Source organism: Streptomyces sp. NEAU-YJ-81, assembly GCF_017592595.1.
In the GTDB taxonomy this organism is placed as follows: domain Bacteria; phylum Actinomycetota; class Actinomycetes; order Streptomycetales; family Streptomycetaceae; genus Streptomyces; species Streptomyces hygroscopicus_B.
Genome location: NZ_JAGFNO010000023.1, coordinates 64,544 through 82,666, shown reverse-complemented (window position 1 = coordinate 82,666; position 18,123 = coordinate 64,544). Strand labels below are relative to the sequence as shown.

The 18,123-nt window shown below is 70.4% G+C and carries 13 protein-coding genes; 4 read left to right on the top strand and 9 right to left on the bottom strand.

The window, feature by feature from the left end:
- Positions 1-21 precede the first annotated feature (21 nt).
- The 5 genes from J5X86_RS35425 to J5X86_RS35405 all read right to left on the bottom strand — a co-directional run bounded on the left by J5X86_RS35425 (position 22) and on the right by J5X86_RS35405 (position 3,602).
- Entirely contained in the window at positions 22-960 is a 939-nt protein-coding gene (locus J5X86_RS35425; protein ID WP_208520769.1) for a biotin-dependent carboxyltransferase family protein, read from the bottom strand.
- Positions 957-1,595 (bottom strand): allophanate hydrolase subunit 1, encoded by a 639-nt coding sequence (locus J5X86_RS35420; protein ID WP_208520768.1) that lies wholly within the window; start codon positions 1,593-1,595, stop codon positions 957-959. Before J5X86_RS35420 ends, J5X86_RS35425 begins: the two co-directional genes overlap by 4 nt.
- The gene (locus tag J5X86_RS35415; RefSeq protein ID WP_208520767.1) at positions 1,592-2,401 is read right to left on the bottom strand and encodes a LamB/YcsF family protein; all 810 of its coding nucleotides are present in this window, start codon (positions 2,399-2,401) and stop codon (positions 1,592-1,594) included. Before J5X86_RS35415 ends, J5X86_RS35420 begins: the two co-directional genes overlap by 4 nt.
- Positions 2,398-3,102 carry a GntR family transcriptional regulator gene (locus J5X86_RS35410; RefSeq protein ID WP_208520766.1) on the bottom strand — a complete coding sequence of 235 codons (705 nt, stop codon included), beginning with the start codon at positions 3,100-3,102 and terminating at the stop codon, positions 2,398-2,400. Before J5X86_RS35410 ends, J5X86_RS35415 begins: the two co-directional genes overlap by 4 nt.
- A gap of 347 nt (positions 3,103-3,449) precedes the next feature.
- On the bottom strand, positions 3,450-3,602 hold the full coding sequence (locus J5X86_RS35405; protein ID WP_208520765.1) for a hypothetical protein: 153 nt from the start codon (positions 3,600-3,602) through the stop codon (positions 3,450-3,452).
- Between J5X86_RS35405 and J5X86_RS35400 the strand changes: the two genes are divergently transcribed.
- Positions 3,601-3,813 (top strand): hypothetical protein, encoded by a 213-nt coding sequence (locus tag J5X86_RS35400; RefSeq protein ID WP_208520764.1) that lies wholly within the window; start codon positions 3,601-3,603, stop codon positions 3,811-3,813. The genes J5X86_RS35405 and J5X86_RS35400 overlap by 2 nt on opposite strands.
- 13 nt (positions 3,814-3,826) lie before the next feature.
- On the opposite strand, the gene J5X86_RS35395 is transcribed toward J5X86_RS35400, so the two are convergent.
- Positions 3,827-4,444 carry a hypothetical protein gene (locus J5X86_RS35395; protein WP_208520763.1) on the bottom strand — a complete coding sequence of 206 codons (618 nt, stop codon included), beginning with the start codon at positions 4,442-4,444 and terminating at the stop codon, positions 3,827-3,829.
- 63 nt (positions 4,445-4,507) lie between these two features.
- Positions 4,508-10,921, bottom strand: a complete 6,414-nt coding sequence (locus J5X86_RS35390) for a type I polyketide synthase (protein ID WP_243982334.1) — start codon at positions 10,919-10,921, stop codon at positions 4,508-4,510.
- A gap of 820 nt (positions 10,922-11,741) precedes the next feature.
- On the opposite strand from J5X86_RS35390, the gene J5X86_RS35385 reads away from it, so the two are divergent.
- Both J5X86_RS35385 and J5X86_RS35380 read left to right on the top strand, forming a co-directional pair.
- Positions 11,742-13,220 (top strand): UDP-N-acetylmuramoyl-L-alanyl-D-glutamate--2,6-diaminopimelate ligase, encoded by a 1,479-nt coding sequence (locus tag J5X86_RS35385; protein WP_208520761.1) that lies wholly within the window; start codon positions 11,742-11,744, stop codon positions 13,218-13,220.
- Positions 13,221-13,813: 593 nt separating this feature from the next.
- Positions 13,814-14,479, top strand: coding sequence for a DUF4232 domain-containing protein (locus tag J5X86_RS35380; RefSeq protein ID WP_078646437.1), 666 nt, complete (start codon positions 13,814-13,816; stop codon positions 14,477-14,479).
- 617 nt (positions 14,480-15,096) lie between these two features.
- Here the strand turns inward: J5X86_RS35380 and J5X86_RS35375 are convergent.
- Positions 15,097-16,230 (bottom strand): NAD(P)/FAD-dependent oxidoreductase, encoded by a 1,134-nt coding sequence (locus J5X86_RS35375; RefSeq protein ID WP_208520760.1) that lies wholly within the window; start codon positions 16,228-16,230, stop codon positions 15,097-15,099.
- A 144-nt stretch (positions 16,231-16,374) separates the two neighbouring features.
- Here J5X86_RS35375 and J5X86_RS35370 point away from each other — a divergent pair, with 144 nt between their 5' ends.
- On the top strand, positions 16,375-17,160 hold the full coding sequence (locus tag J5X86_RS35370) for a TetR/AcrR family transcriptional regulator (protein WP_208520759.1): 786 nt from the start codon (positions 16,375-16,377) through the stop codon (positions 17,158-17,160).
- Between the two features lie 119 nt (positions 17,161-17,279).
- On the opposite strand, the gene J5X86_RS35365 is transcribed toward J5X86_RS35370, so the two are convergent.
- On the bottom strand, positions 17,280-17,969 hold the full coding sequence (locus J5X86_RS35365; protein ID WP_308124816.1) for a GNAT family N-acetyltransferase: 690 nt from the start codon (positions 17,967-17,969) through the stop codon (positions 17,280-17,282).
- Between the last annotated feature and the right edge of the window lie 154 nt (positions 17,970-18,123).

Sequence of the window (18,123 nt, the reverse complement as noted above, 5' to 3'; positions counted from 1 at the left end):
CTCAAGGGGTTTCAGGGTGTTTCAGTGCACGGGGGCGAGCCGCAGCCCGTCCCCGGGGAGGGTCTGGCCGACGAGATCGATGTCGGCGTCGGTGACCACCCCGATGACGGGGTAGCCGCCGGTGACCGGATGGTCGGCGAGGAAGACGATCGGCTCGCCCGACGGAGGCACCTGGATGGCGCCGCGCACCGTACCCTCGCTGGGCAGGTCGACCGAGCCGATGGCCAGCGGCGGTCCGGTCAGCCGCGCGCCCACTCGGTCGCACTGGGCGGAGACCTGCCAGGGCGTGGTGGTGAGCCGGTGCCGGTCCGCGGCGTCGAACAGCTCGTGCCGCGGACCCCAGCGGAACCGGACGGTGACCGGGCCGCCGCTCGGGACGACGCTGAACGCCAGTTCCAGCGGGATGGCCGGGACCGGACGTACCGGACCCAGTCCGTACTCCGCCCCGGTGCGCACCGGGGCGGGGCCGAGCCCGGTGAGGGAGTCGCGCGAGGCCGACCCCAGCACCCGGTCCGCCTCGATCCCGCCGGAGACGGCGAGGTAGCTGCGGCAGCCCGCCCAGGGGCGGCCGATCGTGAGCACTGATCCGGCGCGCAGCCGCAGCCGCGGCGCGCCGTCGACCGGCACCCCGTCGACCGTCAGCGGCGCCGGGGCCCCGGTGACCGCCACATGGCGGGTGGTGGAGAGGGCGATCGCGAGGCCGCCGAGGGTCACCTCCAGGGCCGGGGTGTTCTCCGGGTTGCCGGCCAACCGATTGGCGAGCCGGAAGCTGCGCCGGTCGGCCGGGCCGGAGGCGGGGACGCCCAGATGGGCCATCCCCGGGCGGCCCAGGTCCTGCACGCTGGTCGCCGCCCCCGCCTCGACGACCGTCAGCACGGCGGGCTCCGGGCCGGCTCCGGGGCCGGGCGGACGGTGCCGGGGGAGGGCCCGGCGCCCCGGGGCGGCGGAGGTGACCGTCATGGCGTCACCGCCTCGAAGACGACCCGGTCGCCGATCGCGAGCCGGTTCGGCGGATCGGCGGTCACGTCCCACAGCCGGGTGGTGGTGACGCCGATCTGGTGCCAGCCGCCGGGGGTTCCGCCCGGGTAGACGACCGTCTGGTTCCCGGCGATGGCCACCACCCCGGCGGCCACCCTCGGCCGCGGGCTGGGCAGCCGGGGCAGCCGGAGGCTCTCCGGTACGCCGTCCAGATAGGCGAAGCCGGGCGCGAAGCCGAAGAAGCCGACCCGGTACTCCCTCGCGCCGTGCCGCCGCGCGACCTCCTCCGGAGCCAGTCCGAGGCGTTCGGCGACCTCGGGCAGGTCCGGTCCGTCGTAGCGGACCGGGATCACGATCCGTCGGCCCGGCGGCGGTCCGGCGCGGTGAGCGCCGGACTCGTCGAGCACGGTGCGCAGCCCGGCGGCGAGCTTCCCCATCCCGGTGGCGGTCTCCGCCACCACCAGCACGGTCGTGGCGGCGGGCACGACCTCCCGCAGCCCCGACGCCCAGGGCTGGGCGCGGATCGAGGTGGCGACCTCGGCGGGGTGCAGGCCCGCGCACTCGATCAGCCAGCCCCGGTCACCGGCGCGCCGAAGGATCGTTTCGGCGGGCGTCATGACCGTGCCTCCGCCACCTGACGGCCGGCGGTGGCACCGGGCGGGCCCACCGCGATCCCGCCCGAGGCCAGCGCCTCCCGTACGGCGGCGGCCAGCCCGGCCGCGCCGGGCGTGTCACTGTGCACGCACAGCGCGGCCAGCTCCCCGCCGTCGGGGGCGATCCGTACGACAGCGCCGGTAACCGAGACCACCGTCCCCGACTCCGCCATCCGCAGGGCGCGTTCGGCCGCCTCGGCCGGGTTGGTGATCAGGGCGCCCGGCGCGGAGCGGGGCACCAGCAGCCCATCGTCGGTGTAGCCGCGGTCGATGAACCCCTCGGCCAGCGGGCGCACCCCGGCCTCCACCGCCCGCTCCCACACGGCGGTGCCCGGCTGGCACAGCAGCGGCAACCCGCGGTCGTACAGGGCGACCGCCTCGACGATCGCGGCCGCGTGCCCGGTGTGCCGGGCCGCCGCGTTGTAGAGCGCGCCGTGGGCCTTCACATAGCCGACGCGACCGCCCGCGAGACGTGCGAACACCTCCAACGCGCCCATCTGGTACAGCAGTTCGTTGACCAGTGTGGCCGGCGGTACGTCGATGAAGCGGCGGCCGAAACCGGCCAGGTCGCGGTAGGAGACTTGAGCGCCGATCGCCACGCCCCGGGCGGCGCTCGCCTCACAGGTGCGGCGCAGGATGTCGGGGTCGCCGGCGTGGAACCCGCAGGCCACGTTGGCCGCGGTGACCTGGTCGAGCAACTCGCCCTCGTCGGCCGGTCCCCAGACCCCGAACCCCTCGCCCACATCGGTGTTGAGCGCGAGCGCGGTCACTGGGCCGACTCCGCCCAGTACGCCTGCAGGGCGCCGCTGCTGTTTTCCCAGGCCGCGTGCAGCCCCTCCTGGCCGCCGTCGATATGGGCCGTGATCTGCCGGGCCAGCTCCTCCGCGTCCCCGTCCGCCAGCGCCTGGACCATCGCGGCGTGCTCGTGGTGGACCCGGCCGTACGCCGAGGTGCCGTGGACGTAGAAGCGGGAGTACGGCTCCAGCCGGTGGTACATCTGCGAGATGATCTCGTAGCGCATGGGCAGCCGGGACAGCCGGTACATGTCCAGGTGGAAGGCGAGGTTCGTGCGCGACCAGACGTCGGCGCCGGTCCCGGCAGCCTGCTCTATCGCGGTGGCCATCTCCTCGAATCGGCTGATGTCGCGCCGGGAGACCCGCTCGGTGACGTGCTCGGCGAAGCTCGGCTCGATCAGCCGCCGCAGGTTGTAGATCTCGTCGATCTCGTCCAGGTCCAGCACCGTCACGAACGTGCCGCGGCCCGGGGTCGAGCGCAGCAGGCCCTCGCTCGCGAGGGTGCGCATGGCCTCCCGCAGCGGGATGCGGCTGACTCCGAAACGGTCGGCGAGTTCGTCCTGGACCAGTCGGTGACCCGGCGGGTAGACGCCCTCGACGATCAGCCGGCGCAGCTCGGTTGTGAGCGCGTCCGGCGCCATGGCGTCACCGCGACGACCTCTGTCTTCTCGGTTCATATACTGTGTATACAGTGGATGCACGGCAGGGGTGAAGGGGTTCGACCGCAGGAAACCCGGCTTTTACCCGACCGAAATCGGCGACCTTCCCCCGAGGCGGGGTGTTCAGCCGAAGATGAGCGTGACAGGTGCTGGGGCGCGCCGGCACCGCAGCCGTGCAGAGCACGTCGAGGGCATCTGGTCACTGCTGCGACGCAGCAGCCAGGACAACACCGACGTCTTCGCAACGGGAACCCGGGATGCCGTAGACGATGCCGAAGTACTTCTTGTTGCCGATGTTCCTTTCTGCGTGCGCCGAGACGACTCTGTGTGCGCCGAGACGACGCAGGTATCGCGGAAGTGCGGTCTCATGCCCGCGGCACGTCGACGCGACAGATGCCATCCGGAAAGATCGAACCGCTGCCGAGCGCTTCCGCGAGGTCGTGCTCGGTCTGCATCTCATGAAATACAGCCCAGTTGCGACGATTGCTGCGCGAGCCGTCCTCGGCGAGGCCGGCCATGTGGCAGACGCCGTCGACCACTTCGCGCGCCGCCACCCAGGGCTTCGCCGATCTGATCGAGGACCGGCGGAAGGTGCAGGGCGCCGACCACGCCGACACGCTCGCCGCCCGGCACGGCCTCCACCACTGGCAGGGAGAGGCGGGATGCGCCGCCCGACACCCCGCGACGACTCGGCTGCTGATGAGGAATTGCGATCCGATCGCTGAGTAGCGGAGCCGGCCGCCTAGGTGCTCTGCGGCTTGCTCCGCAGTGTGACCAGGTCTTCCGCGCCGTCCAGGTCTGCTGCTACCTGACCGGCGTCGGCGCCGACCGCGATGACGTGCCCGTATCGGGATCGCGTCTGGTAGGCGTGCGGGGGCAGCCAGAGATTCGTCCCCGTAGCGACGGCGCCGAGGGCTTCGCGGATCGTGGGGCCGAACCGGTCGTCGTGTACGACGGTGTCGACCACCTCGCAGTCGGCGGCCGGATAGAGGAATCGGATGGCGGCGGTGCGTCGAAGGACCACGCGCGGCGGTGGGGTCTGCCCGACGGCGATCCGCGCCGCCGCGAGGATCGGGTCGCTGCCGCCGGCCAGCATGCCCAGCCGCGGAATGAAGTCCCCGCCGATGCGGGCGTTGATCTCGACGAGCCTCGGGCCGCGGCCGGTCAGCTTGAATTCGGTGTGAGTGGCGCCCTCGGTGAGGCCGATGCCCTTGTGCACCAGGTCGAGCTGGCCGAGCAGCGCGGCGTCGTCGAACAGCGGGTCGTCCGCGTCGACGGTGTGCCCCGTCTCCTCGGCCCGCTGCCTCCACCTTCTGTAACTGTTCGCGGGTGACCCGCAGTTGATTGGTCGCCTTGACAAGGTATTCACGCAGCATGGCGTCGTCCGTCATCGTGGTGCTCCGCTGGAAATGTGGTGCTCGGGTCAGGAGGTCAGTTCGTCTACGGCTTTGAAGAGCTCGGCGTCGGTGAGGGACTTGGCGTCGAGCAGGGAGTCCGCGTTCGCGTCGGAGGGGGATTCACCGTTCGCGTCGAGCGGGGAATCGCCGCGCAGGTCGAGCGGGGAATCGCCCTCCACGTCGATCCGCAGCCGGTCCGAGAGTTCCCGCAGCCACGCCGCTATCCGGTCGCGCCGCTCGTCGTCCAACACCATCTCGGACGCCGCCGCCAGCGCCGCTTCGAGCAGATCAGGCTCATGCGGCGGCGATGCCTGGAGGCTCACCAAGTGCTCGGCCAGCGCAGCGGGAGTGGAGTGGTCGAAGACGATGGTGATCGGCAGCTCAATGCCTGCGGCCTCGCTCAGTTGCAGACAGAGGTCCACCGATCCCATCGAGTCGAGCCCCAGATCCCTGAACGACCGGTCGGGATCGATGTCGCCGGGCTCGCGGAAACCCAGCACCGCCGCGACGTGGGTGCGGACCATCGCGAGACTGCCCGACTGTGGCTCGCGGGTCCCGGACGACCGCTCGCCCACCTCGGTCGCCGAGCCATGCGGCCCGGAGAATGTCGCCGAGCCGTGCAGCCCGGAGAGCATCGGCCGATGCCGTGCCGCCGAATAGGCCGGCACCAACCGTGACCAGTCGACATTCGCGATGAGGAGCACGCCGTCGTCCCCGGCCATAGAGCGCCGCAGGGCGGACAGGGCACCGTCCGCGGCCATGGGCCGAACGCCGTCGCGGCGCAGCCGGTCCAGCTCCTCAGCCGCGCCGCCCATGCCGGGCCCCTCCCAGACACCCCACTCCAGTGAGATGGCCGGAAGCCCGCGTTCGCGCCGTTGTTCGGCCACGGCGTCGACGAACGCGTCGGCCGAGGCTTGGGCATGTTGCCCGGGGCCGCCGAGCACCGCCGTCATCGACGAGAACAGCACGAACTCCACGGGCTCGTCCTGGAATATGCGGTCCAGGTGGGCAGCCGCGACCGCCTTGTCATGGATCTCGGCGAACCCGGCCGCCGTGCAGTCAGTGAGGCTTGCGCGACGATCACTACCGGCGGCGTGGACCACGGTCCGGATGGGCCCGTACGCCCGCTGTTCCTGGCGGACCACGGTGGCCAGTTCCTCTTCGGACGCCATGTCGCAGGCGACGGCATGCACGGACACACCCAGTTCTTCGAGTTCGGCGATCTGCCGTGCCGCGCCGGGTGCCCGCGGTCCACGCCTGCTGAGCAGCACCAGCCGGTCGACTCCGGTCTTCGCCAGATCTCGCGCGACGTGGCTGCCCAGCGCCCCGGTGCCGCCCAGGACGAGCGCGGTACCGGTCGGCTGTCCGCGTTCCGGGACTGAAGCGCGGACAGGGGCGGGCACCAGCCGGGGCGCGCGAACGCCTTCGGGCCGGATCGCAAGCTGATCCTCGCTCCCGTAGCCGTTCAGAACCTGCCGTAGCCAGGACGGATCCACCGACGTGGAGGCCGCCGGCAGATCGATCAGGCCTGCCACGAGGTCGGCGTGCTCCGCGGCGACGGACCGGCCGAATCCCCAGATCCGTGCCTGGAGCGGATCGATCCGCTCGTCGCCGTGGCCTGTCTTGACAGCGCATCGAGTGACCAACCGCAAGGGCGCGGGCAGAGCGGCGTCGGCGAGCGCCTGGGCGAGAACCAGCGTGGTCAGTCCCGGGCCCAGACCGGCACGACTGCCGCGCTCGGCCGGGTCGAGGGCCAGCAAGGAGAGCACACCCGTGACGGGCTTCCCCAGGTCGGCGGCCTGCTGGTCCAGCATGTCCGCCAGGGTCGCGCGGTCGGCCGGTGTCTCGTCCAGCCTCAGTATCCGGGCGTCGGCGAAGTCCTCACCCAGCATCTGCCGGCAGAGACCGATCAGTTCACGATGTTCATCGCCGGCCGGCAGCACTACCAGCCATGCTCCGCGCTTACCAGGGGCGTCGACCGGTGAAGCAGGTTCCCACTCGATCCGGTAGCGCCATCCGTCCGCCGTGGTCTCCTCGCGCTCCGGCGGTCGTTCCTGCGCGCGGTCTCGCATGAGCCAGTACCGGTCGCCTTCGAACGGGTACGTCGGCAGGTCGAGGACCGTCGGCCCGGCCGGGGCGTACACCGCTTGCCAGTCGACCTCGGCCCCCCGGGTCTGGGCGACCGCGACGGCCGTGAGCACCGAGCGGGTCTCCGGGTGGCCCCGACGCAGGGTCGCGACTGCGGCGGCCCTGCCGCGACGCGCGGAGTCGCCGCTTCCGCCGAGGATGTCCCGCACACTCGCGGTGAGCGCCGCTCCGGGGCCGAGTTCGATGAAGGTCGTGACACCCGACTCCATCAGACCGCGAATCCCGTCATGGAACCGGACTGGGCGCCGCACGTGCTCGGTCCAGTAGTCCGGTGTGCGGATCCGGTCTGCCGAGACGACCTGGCCGTCCAGATTGGACACCATGCGAATCCTCGGAGCCCCGAGGACGACCCTGCCCACCGCCGTGTGGAACCTGTCCAGCATCGGATCCATATGACCGGAGTGGAACGCATGGCCGACCGGCAACCGGCGGGTCATGACTCCTCGCTCGGCGAACTGCCGCGCCAGGTCGGCCGTGGCCCGCTCGTCGCCGGAGACGACCACCGAGGAGGGACCGTTCACGGCGGCCACCGTCACCGCGCCCTCGTATTCGGCCAGGTGCGCGAGTACGTCGTGCTCCTCGGCCTGTACGGCGAACATGGCGCCGCCGGGCGGCAGTTCGTGCATCAGCGCGCTCCGCGTGGTCACCACCGAGGCGGCGTCGGCAAGGGTGAGCACGCCGGCCACGTGCGCGGCGGAGATCTCCCCGAGCGAGTGCCCGATCAGGTAGTCCGGAACCACGCCCCACCGTTCGAACAGCCTGACCAGAGCGGTCTCGACGGCGAACAGCGCGGGCTGGGCGTAGAGAGTGGAGTCCAGCAGCGCCGCCTCGCGACTGCCCGGCTCCGCCCACATCACCGTGCGCAGGGACTGAGGGAGGTGCCGATCGAGTTCGGCGCAGACCTCGTCGAGGGCCTCCGCGAAGACGGTGTTGGCCTCGTACAGCTCCCGGCCCATGCCCGGCCGCTGGCTCCCCTGGCCGGGAAGGACGAAGGCCGTGTGCCCCGCGATGGTGGCGTCGCCCGTGACAAGGCGGGCATGCGGATCGCCGTTGCCCAGTGCCGTCAGGGCGTCGCGGAGATCCCTGGCGTCGTCGGCCACGATCACGGCCCGCCGGTCCAGCGCCGCCCGGCCGGTGGCCAGGGAGTGCCCGAGAACGACGTGGATGTCCTCCTGAGCCTGATCGGCACTGTCGGGACAGCTGTCGAGATAGTCGAGCAGACACGCCGCCTGGGTACGCAGCGCCGACTCCGACGCTGCCGCGACCGGGATCGCGACCGGTCCGTACGTCGTGGCACGAGCCTGCGGCCGGAGGCACGCGTCCTTTGGCGCCTGCTCGAGGATCACGTGTGCGTTGGTGCCACTGATACCGAAAGCGGACACGCCCGCACGACGCGGCCGCCCTGTGCTCGGCCAGGCCTGCCGGCGGGTCACCAGTTCAAGGCCGCCCGCCTGCCAGTCGACGTGCGGGGACGGTTGATCCACGTGCAGGGTCCGCGGCACGAGGCCATGTCGCATGGCCAGCACCATCTTGATGACGCCGGAGAGTCCCGCGGCCGCCTGGGTGTGGCCGATGTTCGACTTCATGGATCCGACAAGCAGTGGCCGGTCGCGGTCTCGCCGGTCGCCGTACGCGGCGAGCAACGCGTTGGCTTCGATGGGGTCGCCCAGTCGTGTGCCGGTGCCGTGTGCCTCCACCACGTCCACGTCACCGGGCCGTAGCCGGGCACTGGCGAGTGCTTGGCGGATCAGGTTGCGCTGTGACGTTCCGTTGGGAGCGGTCAGTCCGTTGGCCGCGCCGTCCGAGTTGACGGCGCTCCCGCGGAGCACGGCCAGTACGTCGTGGCCGTGCTGCCGGGCGTGGGACAGCCGCTCGACCAGAACCATCCCGATGCCTTCGGCCAGGCCGAATCCGTCGGCCTGTGCGGAGAACGCCTTCGACCGGCCGTCCGGGGCGAGAGCGCCCTGCTTCCCGAACTCGGCGAACATGCCGAGAGTGGACAGGACCGTGACACCGCCGGCCAGGGCCAGATCACATTCCCCGGACCGCAGCGCCTGAGCGGCCAGGTGCAGCGCCACCAGCGACGAGGAGCACGCGGTGTCGACGGTGAGGGCCGGCCCTTCGAGGCCGAGCGTGTAGGCGACGCGGCCCGAGAGCATGCTGGTCGTGGTTCCGGTCAGCAGGTGACCGGCCATGTCGGAGCCGGCGTCCAGCGGCGGTCCGTAGTCGGCCGGCATCGCTCCGATGAAGACGCCCGTTCGGGTCCCGCGCAGCCCGTGCGCGTCGATTCCGGCACGTTCGATCGCTTCCCAGGCGGTCTCCAGCGACAGCCGCTGCTGCGGATCCATCGCGAGTGCCTCGCGCGGCGAGATATGGAAGAAGCGCGCGTCGAACCGGTCCGCGCCGGTGAGAAACCCGCCTCGCCTCGGGCCGTGCCGAACCGCACCGTGCCGATCCTGGCGCTCCCATCCACGATCAGCGGGAAAGTCGGTCGTCGCATCGACGTCCTCGACCAACAACCGCCACAGGTCCTGTGGGCCGCTCACCCCGCCCGGGAGGCGGCAGGCCATGCCGACGATGACGACAGGGTCATCGGGGTCGTCCGTGCCGGACCGGCGGCCGGGCCGACCGCCCTGCGGGCCGTCCTGCCCCCAGAGCTCCAGGTCTATGTGCTGGGCCAGGAGCTGAGGAGTCGGGTGATCGAATAACGCGGTCGCCGCGAGCGGCACCTCCAGGCTCTTCGCGATGCTGTTGACCATGTCGAGGCCGGTCGCCGAATCGATGCCCGCGTCGCGGAACTGCCGTCGCGGATCCATCAGTTCGGTCGAGGGCGCCCTGTTCACCACTTCGTGGCAGATCAGGTCCGCGAGCACGCGCCGACGGGCGCTCGGGCCGAGTCCGTTCAGCTCCGTACGCACCGTGTCCTGCCCGGAGCCGCTCGGCGGAGGACTGTCGAGGTCGGGTAGCGATATCGGTTCGACCGGGTCCCGGGTCAGCTCGCCGATGTCGATCGTCGCGCCCGCGACGAAGGCGCTGCCCAGGGAAGCCAGGAACCTGGCCGGGCCTCCCTCGTCACGGCGTAACGAGCCGACCGCGATCGCGTCGACGCCGCCGTCCTGGAAGTTCTCTTGCAGAGCCGACGTCAGCACCGGATGCGGACTGGTTTCGACGAACAACGAGTGTCCGTCGGAAACAGCGGCCTCAACGGCTGCGCGGAAGTCCATCACACCGCGCAGCACCTCGAACCAGTGGTTCCCGTCAAGCAGTGAGGTGTCTTCGACGCGGCCACCGGAAAAGCTCGAATAGAGCGGTATTCTTCCCCGCTCGGGTCGGATGGATATCAGATCCCGCTGTATCGCCTGCCGCACCCGGTCGATATGCGGGGAATGCGCGGCCAGATCCATCGCGACCCTCTTCACCACGGTTCCTTCGGCGATGAGACGGGCCTGTAGCTCCTGTATGGCGTGAGGCTCCCCGGCGACCACCACCGACCTCGGCGAATTGACGGCGGCGACCGTGATCTCGCCGTCGTAGGAGGTGAGCCGGGAGCGGACGTCGGCCACCGGCGCCATGACCGAGAGCATGCCGCCCCGGCCGGTCAGGGTGGCCTCCGCGTGTCCCCAACTCGTGACCACACGCGCGGCGTCGTCCAACGTGAGCGCGCCGGACACCGCGGCGGCAGCGATCTCGCCGATGCTGTACCCCATGACGGCATCGGGTTCGACCCCGCACGATCGCCATGTGGCGGCCAGCGAGATCATCACGGCGAACAGGGCCGGCTGGGCGACATCGGCGCGGTCAAGAGGCAGCCCGGAGTCCGGGCTCAGCGCGTCGAGGAGGGGCCAGTCAAGATACGGCTCCAGAGCTGCGGCGCAATCGTCCATCGTGGTGCGGAACATGCGTGACCGTGTGGTCAACTCCGCTGCCATGCCCGGCCATTGCGGACCCTGGCCAGGGAAGACGAACGCGGTGCGCCCACTTGTCGGACGACCGTGTACGAGGCCGACGGCGCCGCGCCCGGAAGCCAGTGCGGTCAAACCGGCACGCAGTTCCGACAGTTGACTTCCCGTCACCGCCGCCCGGCGCGGTGACAACGTTGCCGGACGTCGCGGCGACGAGAGCCGCCGACTCAGTGCCGCGCCTACTTCGGCAGGAGACAGCCCTGGATTCTTCGACGCGAAATCTAGTAGTATCCTTACCTGGCCTCGGAGTGCCGTCGGCCCATCGGCCTCCAGAGTCCACAGCCATGTGTCGGAATGCACATCGTCCGACGACCCCTGTCGCTCAGTCATGCTCACGATGGATCAATGTACTTGAGCGCAATGTCCTCGGCTGGCCCGTATCTCACTAGACTCGATCGTTCATGAGCCTCCGTTGTCTTGCTGGCGGAGGCTCCACGTTTGTAGAGGTGCGGGCGGCGCCCAGGGCGGCCAACAGACCACCGGCCGTGACCACGGCCATCAGCCGGACCAGCACGATGCGGACCGGGGAAATCATAGCTTCTGACACAGATGTCCTTTTCGTCGGTGGTTGCGAGCAAAAGCGTGGACCTGCTTGATGTGTGCGGGGCGCTCTCGTGGCGCACGCGTCAAGGGGGCTACAGATCGCGCTGGTCCGCCAGCGGGCCGAACCGCTCGGCCGGTCAGTCGGCTGGGTTTTCCGCCGCGTCGTAGACGGTGGCGAGCGGGCCACCGGCCCGGCGGCGCCCCGGAGGCGGGTTTCGAGCCGCTCGAGTGAACGTACACTCGGCTCATGGGTCGCACACGTGCCGTGAGGGAGTGCCTGCAGCAGGCCACCGGTGCGCTGTGCCCGGCCGCTTCGGGTCCGGCAGCCGTCGGCTTGGCGACCGCGGCTGATGCCCGGGCGCCACAGACCGGCCGCAGCGCGTTGCACGGCCACGGCTAGCGATTCTCACGGCCCCCGCCCTGGCTCGCCGCACTTCCAAGAACACCGCAGGACGTCGCCTGCCGGGCTGAGCTGGCGCGTCCGGCTCTCATCGGGCATGTCCCCGCCCACTGCTCCACGTCATCACCGCAGCTCCCGGCGCTCCGTCGGTGCTGCCGCCTGGCGACGGCCGCGCGACCGGGCCGAGCCACCTTCGAAGGGATCATTGTGAAGCTGAGCGAGCTGCTGGCCGGGCACGACCACCACATTCTCCAGGGCGACCCGGAGACAACGTGGATCACCGCGGGCACGACCTTCGATGCCGGCCGGGTGACGCCGGGTTCGCTGTTCATCGCGGTGCCCGGGCACCGCGAAGGCGGTCCCGGCTCTGTCGGACCGGCCCTCGCGCGCGGCGCGGCGGCGGTCCTTGTCGACGGCGGGGCATCCGATCTTCCGATCTCGGCGGCGGGTGTGTGCGCCGTGCGGGTGCCGGATACCCGGACGGCAGCCGCTGTCGTCGCCTCCCGCTATTTTGGCGAGCCGGGGCGGCAGATGGACATGGTGGCGATCACCGGCACCAACGGGAAGACGTCGGTGTCGTACATGGTCGAGTCAGTGTTGCGGCTCTCCGAGGGCGCGACGGTGGGGGTCATCGGGACGGCCGGCAGCCGGATCGGTGACGAGCCGATCTTGATGCCGAGGTCGGTACTGACCACGCCTGAGTCGCCGGATTTGCAGTACCTGCTGGGCTGTATGCGCGACCGCGGGGCCGGCAGCGTGGTGCTGGAGGCCACGTCGATGGCCCTGCTGACGCACCGGGTGGACTGCGCGTTCATCGACGTCGGGGTCTTCACCAACCTGACGCAGGATCATCTGGACGATCATGGAACGATGGAGAACTACCGGGATGCCAAGCTTCGCCTGTTCCAGGGCCTGTGCCGGCGCGCGGTGGTCAACGCCGACGATCCGGTGGGCGCCGGGATCCAGGCGATGATGCCCGGCGCGGTCACCACCTACGGCCTCGACACCGAGGCGGCGGACTACCGGGCCACCGAGCTCACCGTGGATGCTTCCGGCACGCGGTTCGTCCTGCACCACGACGGCCGCAAGTATCCGGCGGCGATTCCCGTACCGGGCCGGTACTCGGTGGCCAACGCGCTGGCCACCGTGGCGGCCTGCCACGCCCTGGGGCACGACCTGGGCGGCCTGGTCGCCGCGCTCGACCGGATGCCCCCGGTCCCGGGCCGGTTCGAACGCTTTCAGACCCCGCGCGGCACATCGGTGATCGTGGACTACGCCCACTCACCGGACTCCCTGGACAAGGTCCTGACCACCATCCGGGGCTTCGCCCCCGGCGGTGTCATCACCGTCTTCGGCTGTGGCGGGGACCGTGACACCACCAAGCGGGCCGAAATGGGCGAGATCGCCGGGACCCACTCCGACCTGTGCATCCTCACCTCCGACAACCCCCGCAACGAAGACCCCGAGGCGATCCTGGACCAGATCACCCCAGGTCTCACGGCAACCGGCACACCGTTCGAACGGTTCACCGACCGCCGTCGCGCGATCGCCTTCGCCCTGTCCGCCGCGGGCCCGGACGACATCGTCCTGATCGCCGGCAAAGGCAGCGAGCCGCACCAGATCGTCGGTGAAAAACTGCTTCCCTTCAGCGACATGGCAACAGTGCGCGAACTCGCCCGGGCATAGCGGAGTCCGTCATCGCGCGGGCCCGCGCGATGACGGCAGGACCGCGGGAGGCGATGGAGCGGATCGAACAGGGGCGGAAGCGTGCCGGGTTGGCGTACGTACCGGGTGCCTGGAAGCGCCGGGTGGCGCGGGATCAGCGGGTCCATCGGGGGCGGTCCGTTGTGGGCGCGTTCGGCACCCGGCTCGTGGGCGGTGCGCTTCGCTCGATGGGTATGCCCACTGTTGTGGTCAAGATCCGCCGGGTTACAGGTCCGTCCCAGCGGGCGGCGGCCGCGAACAGGTGAGGAACGGTGGCAGGAACCGCCCTCCCGGCCAGTCGGCGGAGTGCCCCGGAGCATTGTGGCGCCCTGTGTTCGGGCCCCGTTTCCCGCGCCGGACGGCGGCGGGGGAGGGGTGCGGGAGGGGCTGTGCGGGCGGGGTGTGACCGGTGGTGGTCCGCGTTGCGCCTGGCTGTGCGTGTAACAGGGATGTATCAGAGGGGCGGTTGGGCGGAACGTGCGCCGGGCCGGGCGGCTCCTGCTGATCAGAAACGCTCGCTCGTACCGACGTGTACCGAGCGGCCGGCACCCCCAACCGATACTGAGGAAGAAACGATGCGCGTTCACAAGCTCACCTTCGCGGCCCTGGTCGTGGCTGCGGGTCTTTCGCTCACGGCCTGCCAGAACGACGATGACGGCTCGGGACAGAGTGACCCGTCGTCCTCCGCGTCCAGTGCGTCTTCCTCGGGTGGCGGTTCGGGCTCGGGCGGTTCGGATCAGGGCGGCGGGAAGGACTCCGCCGGGAAGGATTCCGGCGGGCAGGGCACGGCCGCCGGGACCGGCTCCAACGAGAACGGCAAGGTCGGCAAGTGCCGCACTGACGAGCTGGAGGTCACGGCGGCGGACCGCACCATCGGCGGCGACGGCGAGGGCACCGTCGCGGTGACGCTGAAGAACGGTGGCGGCCGGGACTGCACGATCTCCGGGTTCGCGGGCGTCGACCTGAAGACCAGCGAGGGGGCGCTGTCCGCGAAGCGCAGTGGTGAGCCGGCCGACCCGCACATCCTCAAGGACGGGGAGTCGACGTACTTCGGCGTCAACTACCCGATCAACGAGTCGGGCGGCTCCGGCGTCCGCGTCACGGGGCTGGTGGTGACCCCGCCGAACGAGACGAAGTCGGTCACCCTCGACTGGCCGGGCGGCGGCACACTGCCCGTCACGGACGGTGCCGGCTCCCCGGTGAAGGTCGGCCCGATCGGGGGCATCGGTCAGGGCGGCTGACCCGCACGTCCCAGGGTGCTCGGGCTGCACCGCGCCGCTGCCCGAGCACCCGCCAGTACGGCCTGTCCCAGCGGGCTCCGATCGCCGTCTCCGACCGCATCGCCTCACCGCGCTCGCCCACAGCGGCCTCCAGAGTGGCTTCGTTCACGTTCGGCGGCAGCGTTTGTCGATGAGTATCGGTTCTGGCTCAGCTTCCGTGCAGCGGCGACTCTGAGTGACAACTGGGGGCCTCGGGGCAGCACGGGAAGTCGCCCGGAAATGGGCCGTGATCGTGACGGTTGGGCTGACAGTCCGCTCGTGGTCGGTCGACTGCTGGCCGGTCGACACCCGCTGGTAGACCAGGTTGGCCATGCCGCTCCCCGTGGTGGTGGTCGCATTCGACCCTGGCTGTCAGCAAACCCTGTCATCAGCTTCCAACGGATCTGATGGGATCTGCGCCGTCGTCGGGCCCCGGAAAGTCCGGGTTCATTGGACACAGGCCGCGCCTGTCGTCATTCGTTTGACGACAGGGCGGCCGGTCAGGAGAACCCGGTTGGCGACCACCTACAGGGAGACCAGCCGGAACACGCCGGAAACGTGCCGTTCGGCCTTGAGGGCGTGGCTGGGAGGTTCTGAACCTATGCCGGCTCGGGTCGTTCCGGGTTCGGGACGAAGGCGGGTAGCGCGGCGAGGCTGTGGCGCACGGCCTCGCCCCCGTACTCGAACATCTGCCGCTCGTAGTCGCCGACCGCGCCGAGGAGGTCTTGGCGGCGCTCGACGGTCTCGATCAGGCAGCGGCGCAGCAGGTCGGCATCGCGCAGGGCGGTGTTCGCGCCGTTGCCGCCGGTCGGGGAGGTGGCGTGGATGGCGTCTCCGAGCAGCGTGACCGGACCGGCCGCCCAGCGCTCGCGGGGCTCGACCACCCGGATGGACAGCAGGGTGCTGTTGTCCGGGTCGGCCTGCTCGATGAGCGCCCGCAGGTCCGGATGCCAGCCCTCCATCCTGGACAGCACGGCCTCCTGCGCGGTCGGGGCGCCGAGCGAGCCGTTCGGTGGCAGGAGCATGGCCCAGCGCACGTAGTCGCGGATATCGGGGAGGGTCACCTCGGGTGCCAGTTCCTCGGCCGCCTGCTTCGGCGGGGTACGGAAACGCATCGCTCCGAGCATCAGGCTCACCCCGTCCCCGGCGATCTTCGAGCCGAAGGCCCGCGCCAGGGTGGCAAAGCGCTCGGTCAGCGGCGTGCGGCCGATCACGAACCGGGCGCCGGTGTCGGTCGCGGTGGTCTGCGGCGAGAGCACCGCGCGGACGGCGGAGCCGACCCCGTCCGCCCCGACGAGCAGGTCGGCGGTGGTCGGGTCGCCGTGCGCGAACCGGGCTTCGACCTTGCCGTCGTCCAGCACGTCGTAGCCGGTCAGCGCGGCCCCGGTGCGCACGGTGAGTCCGGTCACCAGCAGGTGCCGCAGCACTTGCCGGTCGATCACGATCCCGGTCTTGCCGGGGCCGAGCTCGCCGATCCGGTTCAGCTGCGGGTCCAGGATCAGCCGCTCGGCGTGGGCGTCACCGACGATCGCGTCCAGCAGCGGGTGCCAGCGCGGCGGCAGACAGCCGCGCAGCGCCTCGAACCCCACCGGGCTCAGCACGAGCCGGTAGCCCTGGAACCGCGCGGTGATCGCCGGGTCCCGCTCGTACACGTCGGCCTCGATCCCGGCACCACGCAGACCCTGTGCCAAGCACAGACCTCCCAGACCGGCTCCGACCACGGAAACTCGCATCACACACCTCCTGAACAGACTTTCCGAACCCTGCTCAGGACCTGAGCAGGGGTACGCGAACCACGCGGATACGAACTTAGTTCTGCATGCACGATCTAAGATCTACTGAGAGAACTTAGATCGTGTCAAGCTATAGTGATCGGTATGCCCTCCGATCCCCGGCAACGCCGAGCAGCTCGTCACGCCCAGCCCGCTGGGGAGCCCGCAGCGGCGTCACCACGCAAGAAGCCCATCACGGTCGACCGGATCACCGACGCCGCCCTGCAGGTCGTGGCCACCGAGGGCTACGACGCACTGACCATCCGTCGAGTCGCCGCGGTACTCGGCACCGGGCCGTCGTCGCTGTACGCGCACATCGTCAGCAAAGAGGACATCGACGATCTGCTCGTCGGCCGGCTCTGCTCCGAGGTCGTGCTGCCCGAACCGGACCCGGCCACGTGGCGCAAGCAGACCCTCGACGTGTACGCGCAGATCCGCGACCAGTACCTGAAATACCCCGGAGTCTCCCGGGCCGCGCTGGGCGTAGTCCCCACCAACCTCTCCACGTTGCGGGTCAGAGAAGGGCTTTTGGCGATCCTGCTCGCCGGCGGAATCGAACCGCAGAACGCCGCCTGGGTGCTGGATGCTCTGTCCCTCTACGTCAGCGCCTACGCCTTGGAGCAGTCACTGGTCCAGCAGCGGCGCAGACACCCGGACCAGGAATGGGTCCTTGGCCGCGAGGAGCTGATCCGCCGGTTCACCGCACTGCCGGCCGACACGTTTCCGCAGACCCGACGCTATGCCGCTGAGCTGACCTCCGGCACCGGACACGACCGGTTCGAGTTCACCCTCGGCCTGATCATGGACAACCTCACCCAGCCCCAGCCCCAGCCCCAGCCCCAGCCCCAGCCCCAGCCCCAGCCGACACCGGCATCCGACACCGCCGGATGAACGCCGCGGCCCGAGGCGGGTCTGTACCGGTGTAACTCCCGATCATGGAAGTAGCACCTGAGGAGTGACGTGACTGCCTCGGTTGAGGCGGTTGAAGAGGTCCGGCCGTCAGGTCAGCTTCACAACTCACCCGACCCGCGCGGCCCTTCTCCTGTCACGGCTCGACCGGGACGATCACCATGTCCGCCGAGGCCGTAAAGCTGCTCGGCTTGACTCGCGTCTACCGGGACCTCGAAGACGATCTCGAGCCCGTCGCGCTCGTCCCACTGCTCGCCGACGCGCGTGAAACCGAAGCCCGCAATGGTGGCCAGGGAGGCGTTGTTGTCGGGGCTGATAGTGGCTCGCACGGTCGTGATGCCGGGTTCGGCGACGGCCCTGACGAGCAGTGCCGTCAGCATGGCGCGGGCGTAGCCCTGGCGGCGGTATCCGGGCACGACGGTGTAGCCGACCTCGACCATGCCGGCCTCGTCCGGCGGTCCGTGGAACCCGGCGTAGCCGACGACAGCTTCGTCCGGCTCGGACACCGCGATCCGCGTGATCCAGGGCGCGGCGGACGGGTCCGCGGCGAGCTGGTCAGCGCGATAGCCGAAGACCCAGCGAGCCCGGTCGCAGACGAAGTATTCGTCAAGGGCGACCCCGGCCTCGGCGCTGCCGCCGGCGAGGTCACCGCCGGCAAGCGCCCGCAGCGCCTTTGCGCTGAGCTCGACGAAGCGGACGCGTTTGGGGATGGGTAGAGGTTCGTTATTCATCGCGGAGATGCTCGCCCAGCACGGGAGGGCTGTCCACCGTTTTACGGTCTCGGCGGACATGGTGATCGCCAGCGGAGCGCGTCTCATGCCGGTCAAGCCGAGGTGGCCGGCCTCGGCAGTAGGCCCCGAGGACTCTGCAGTCGCTCACCGACAGCGTTGGCGGGTTATTGGGCTGCGAGATCCGGAGAGCGATGAAGCGACGAAGCTTGGTCTC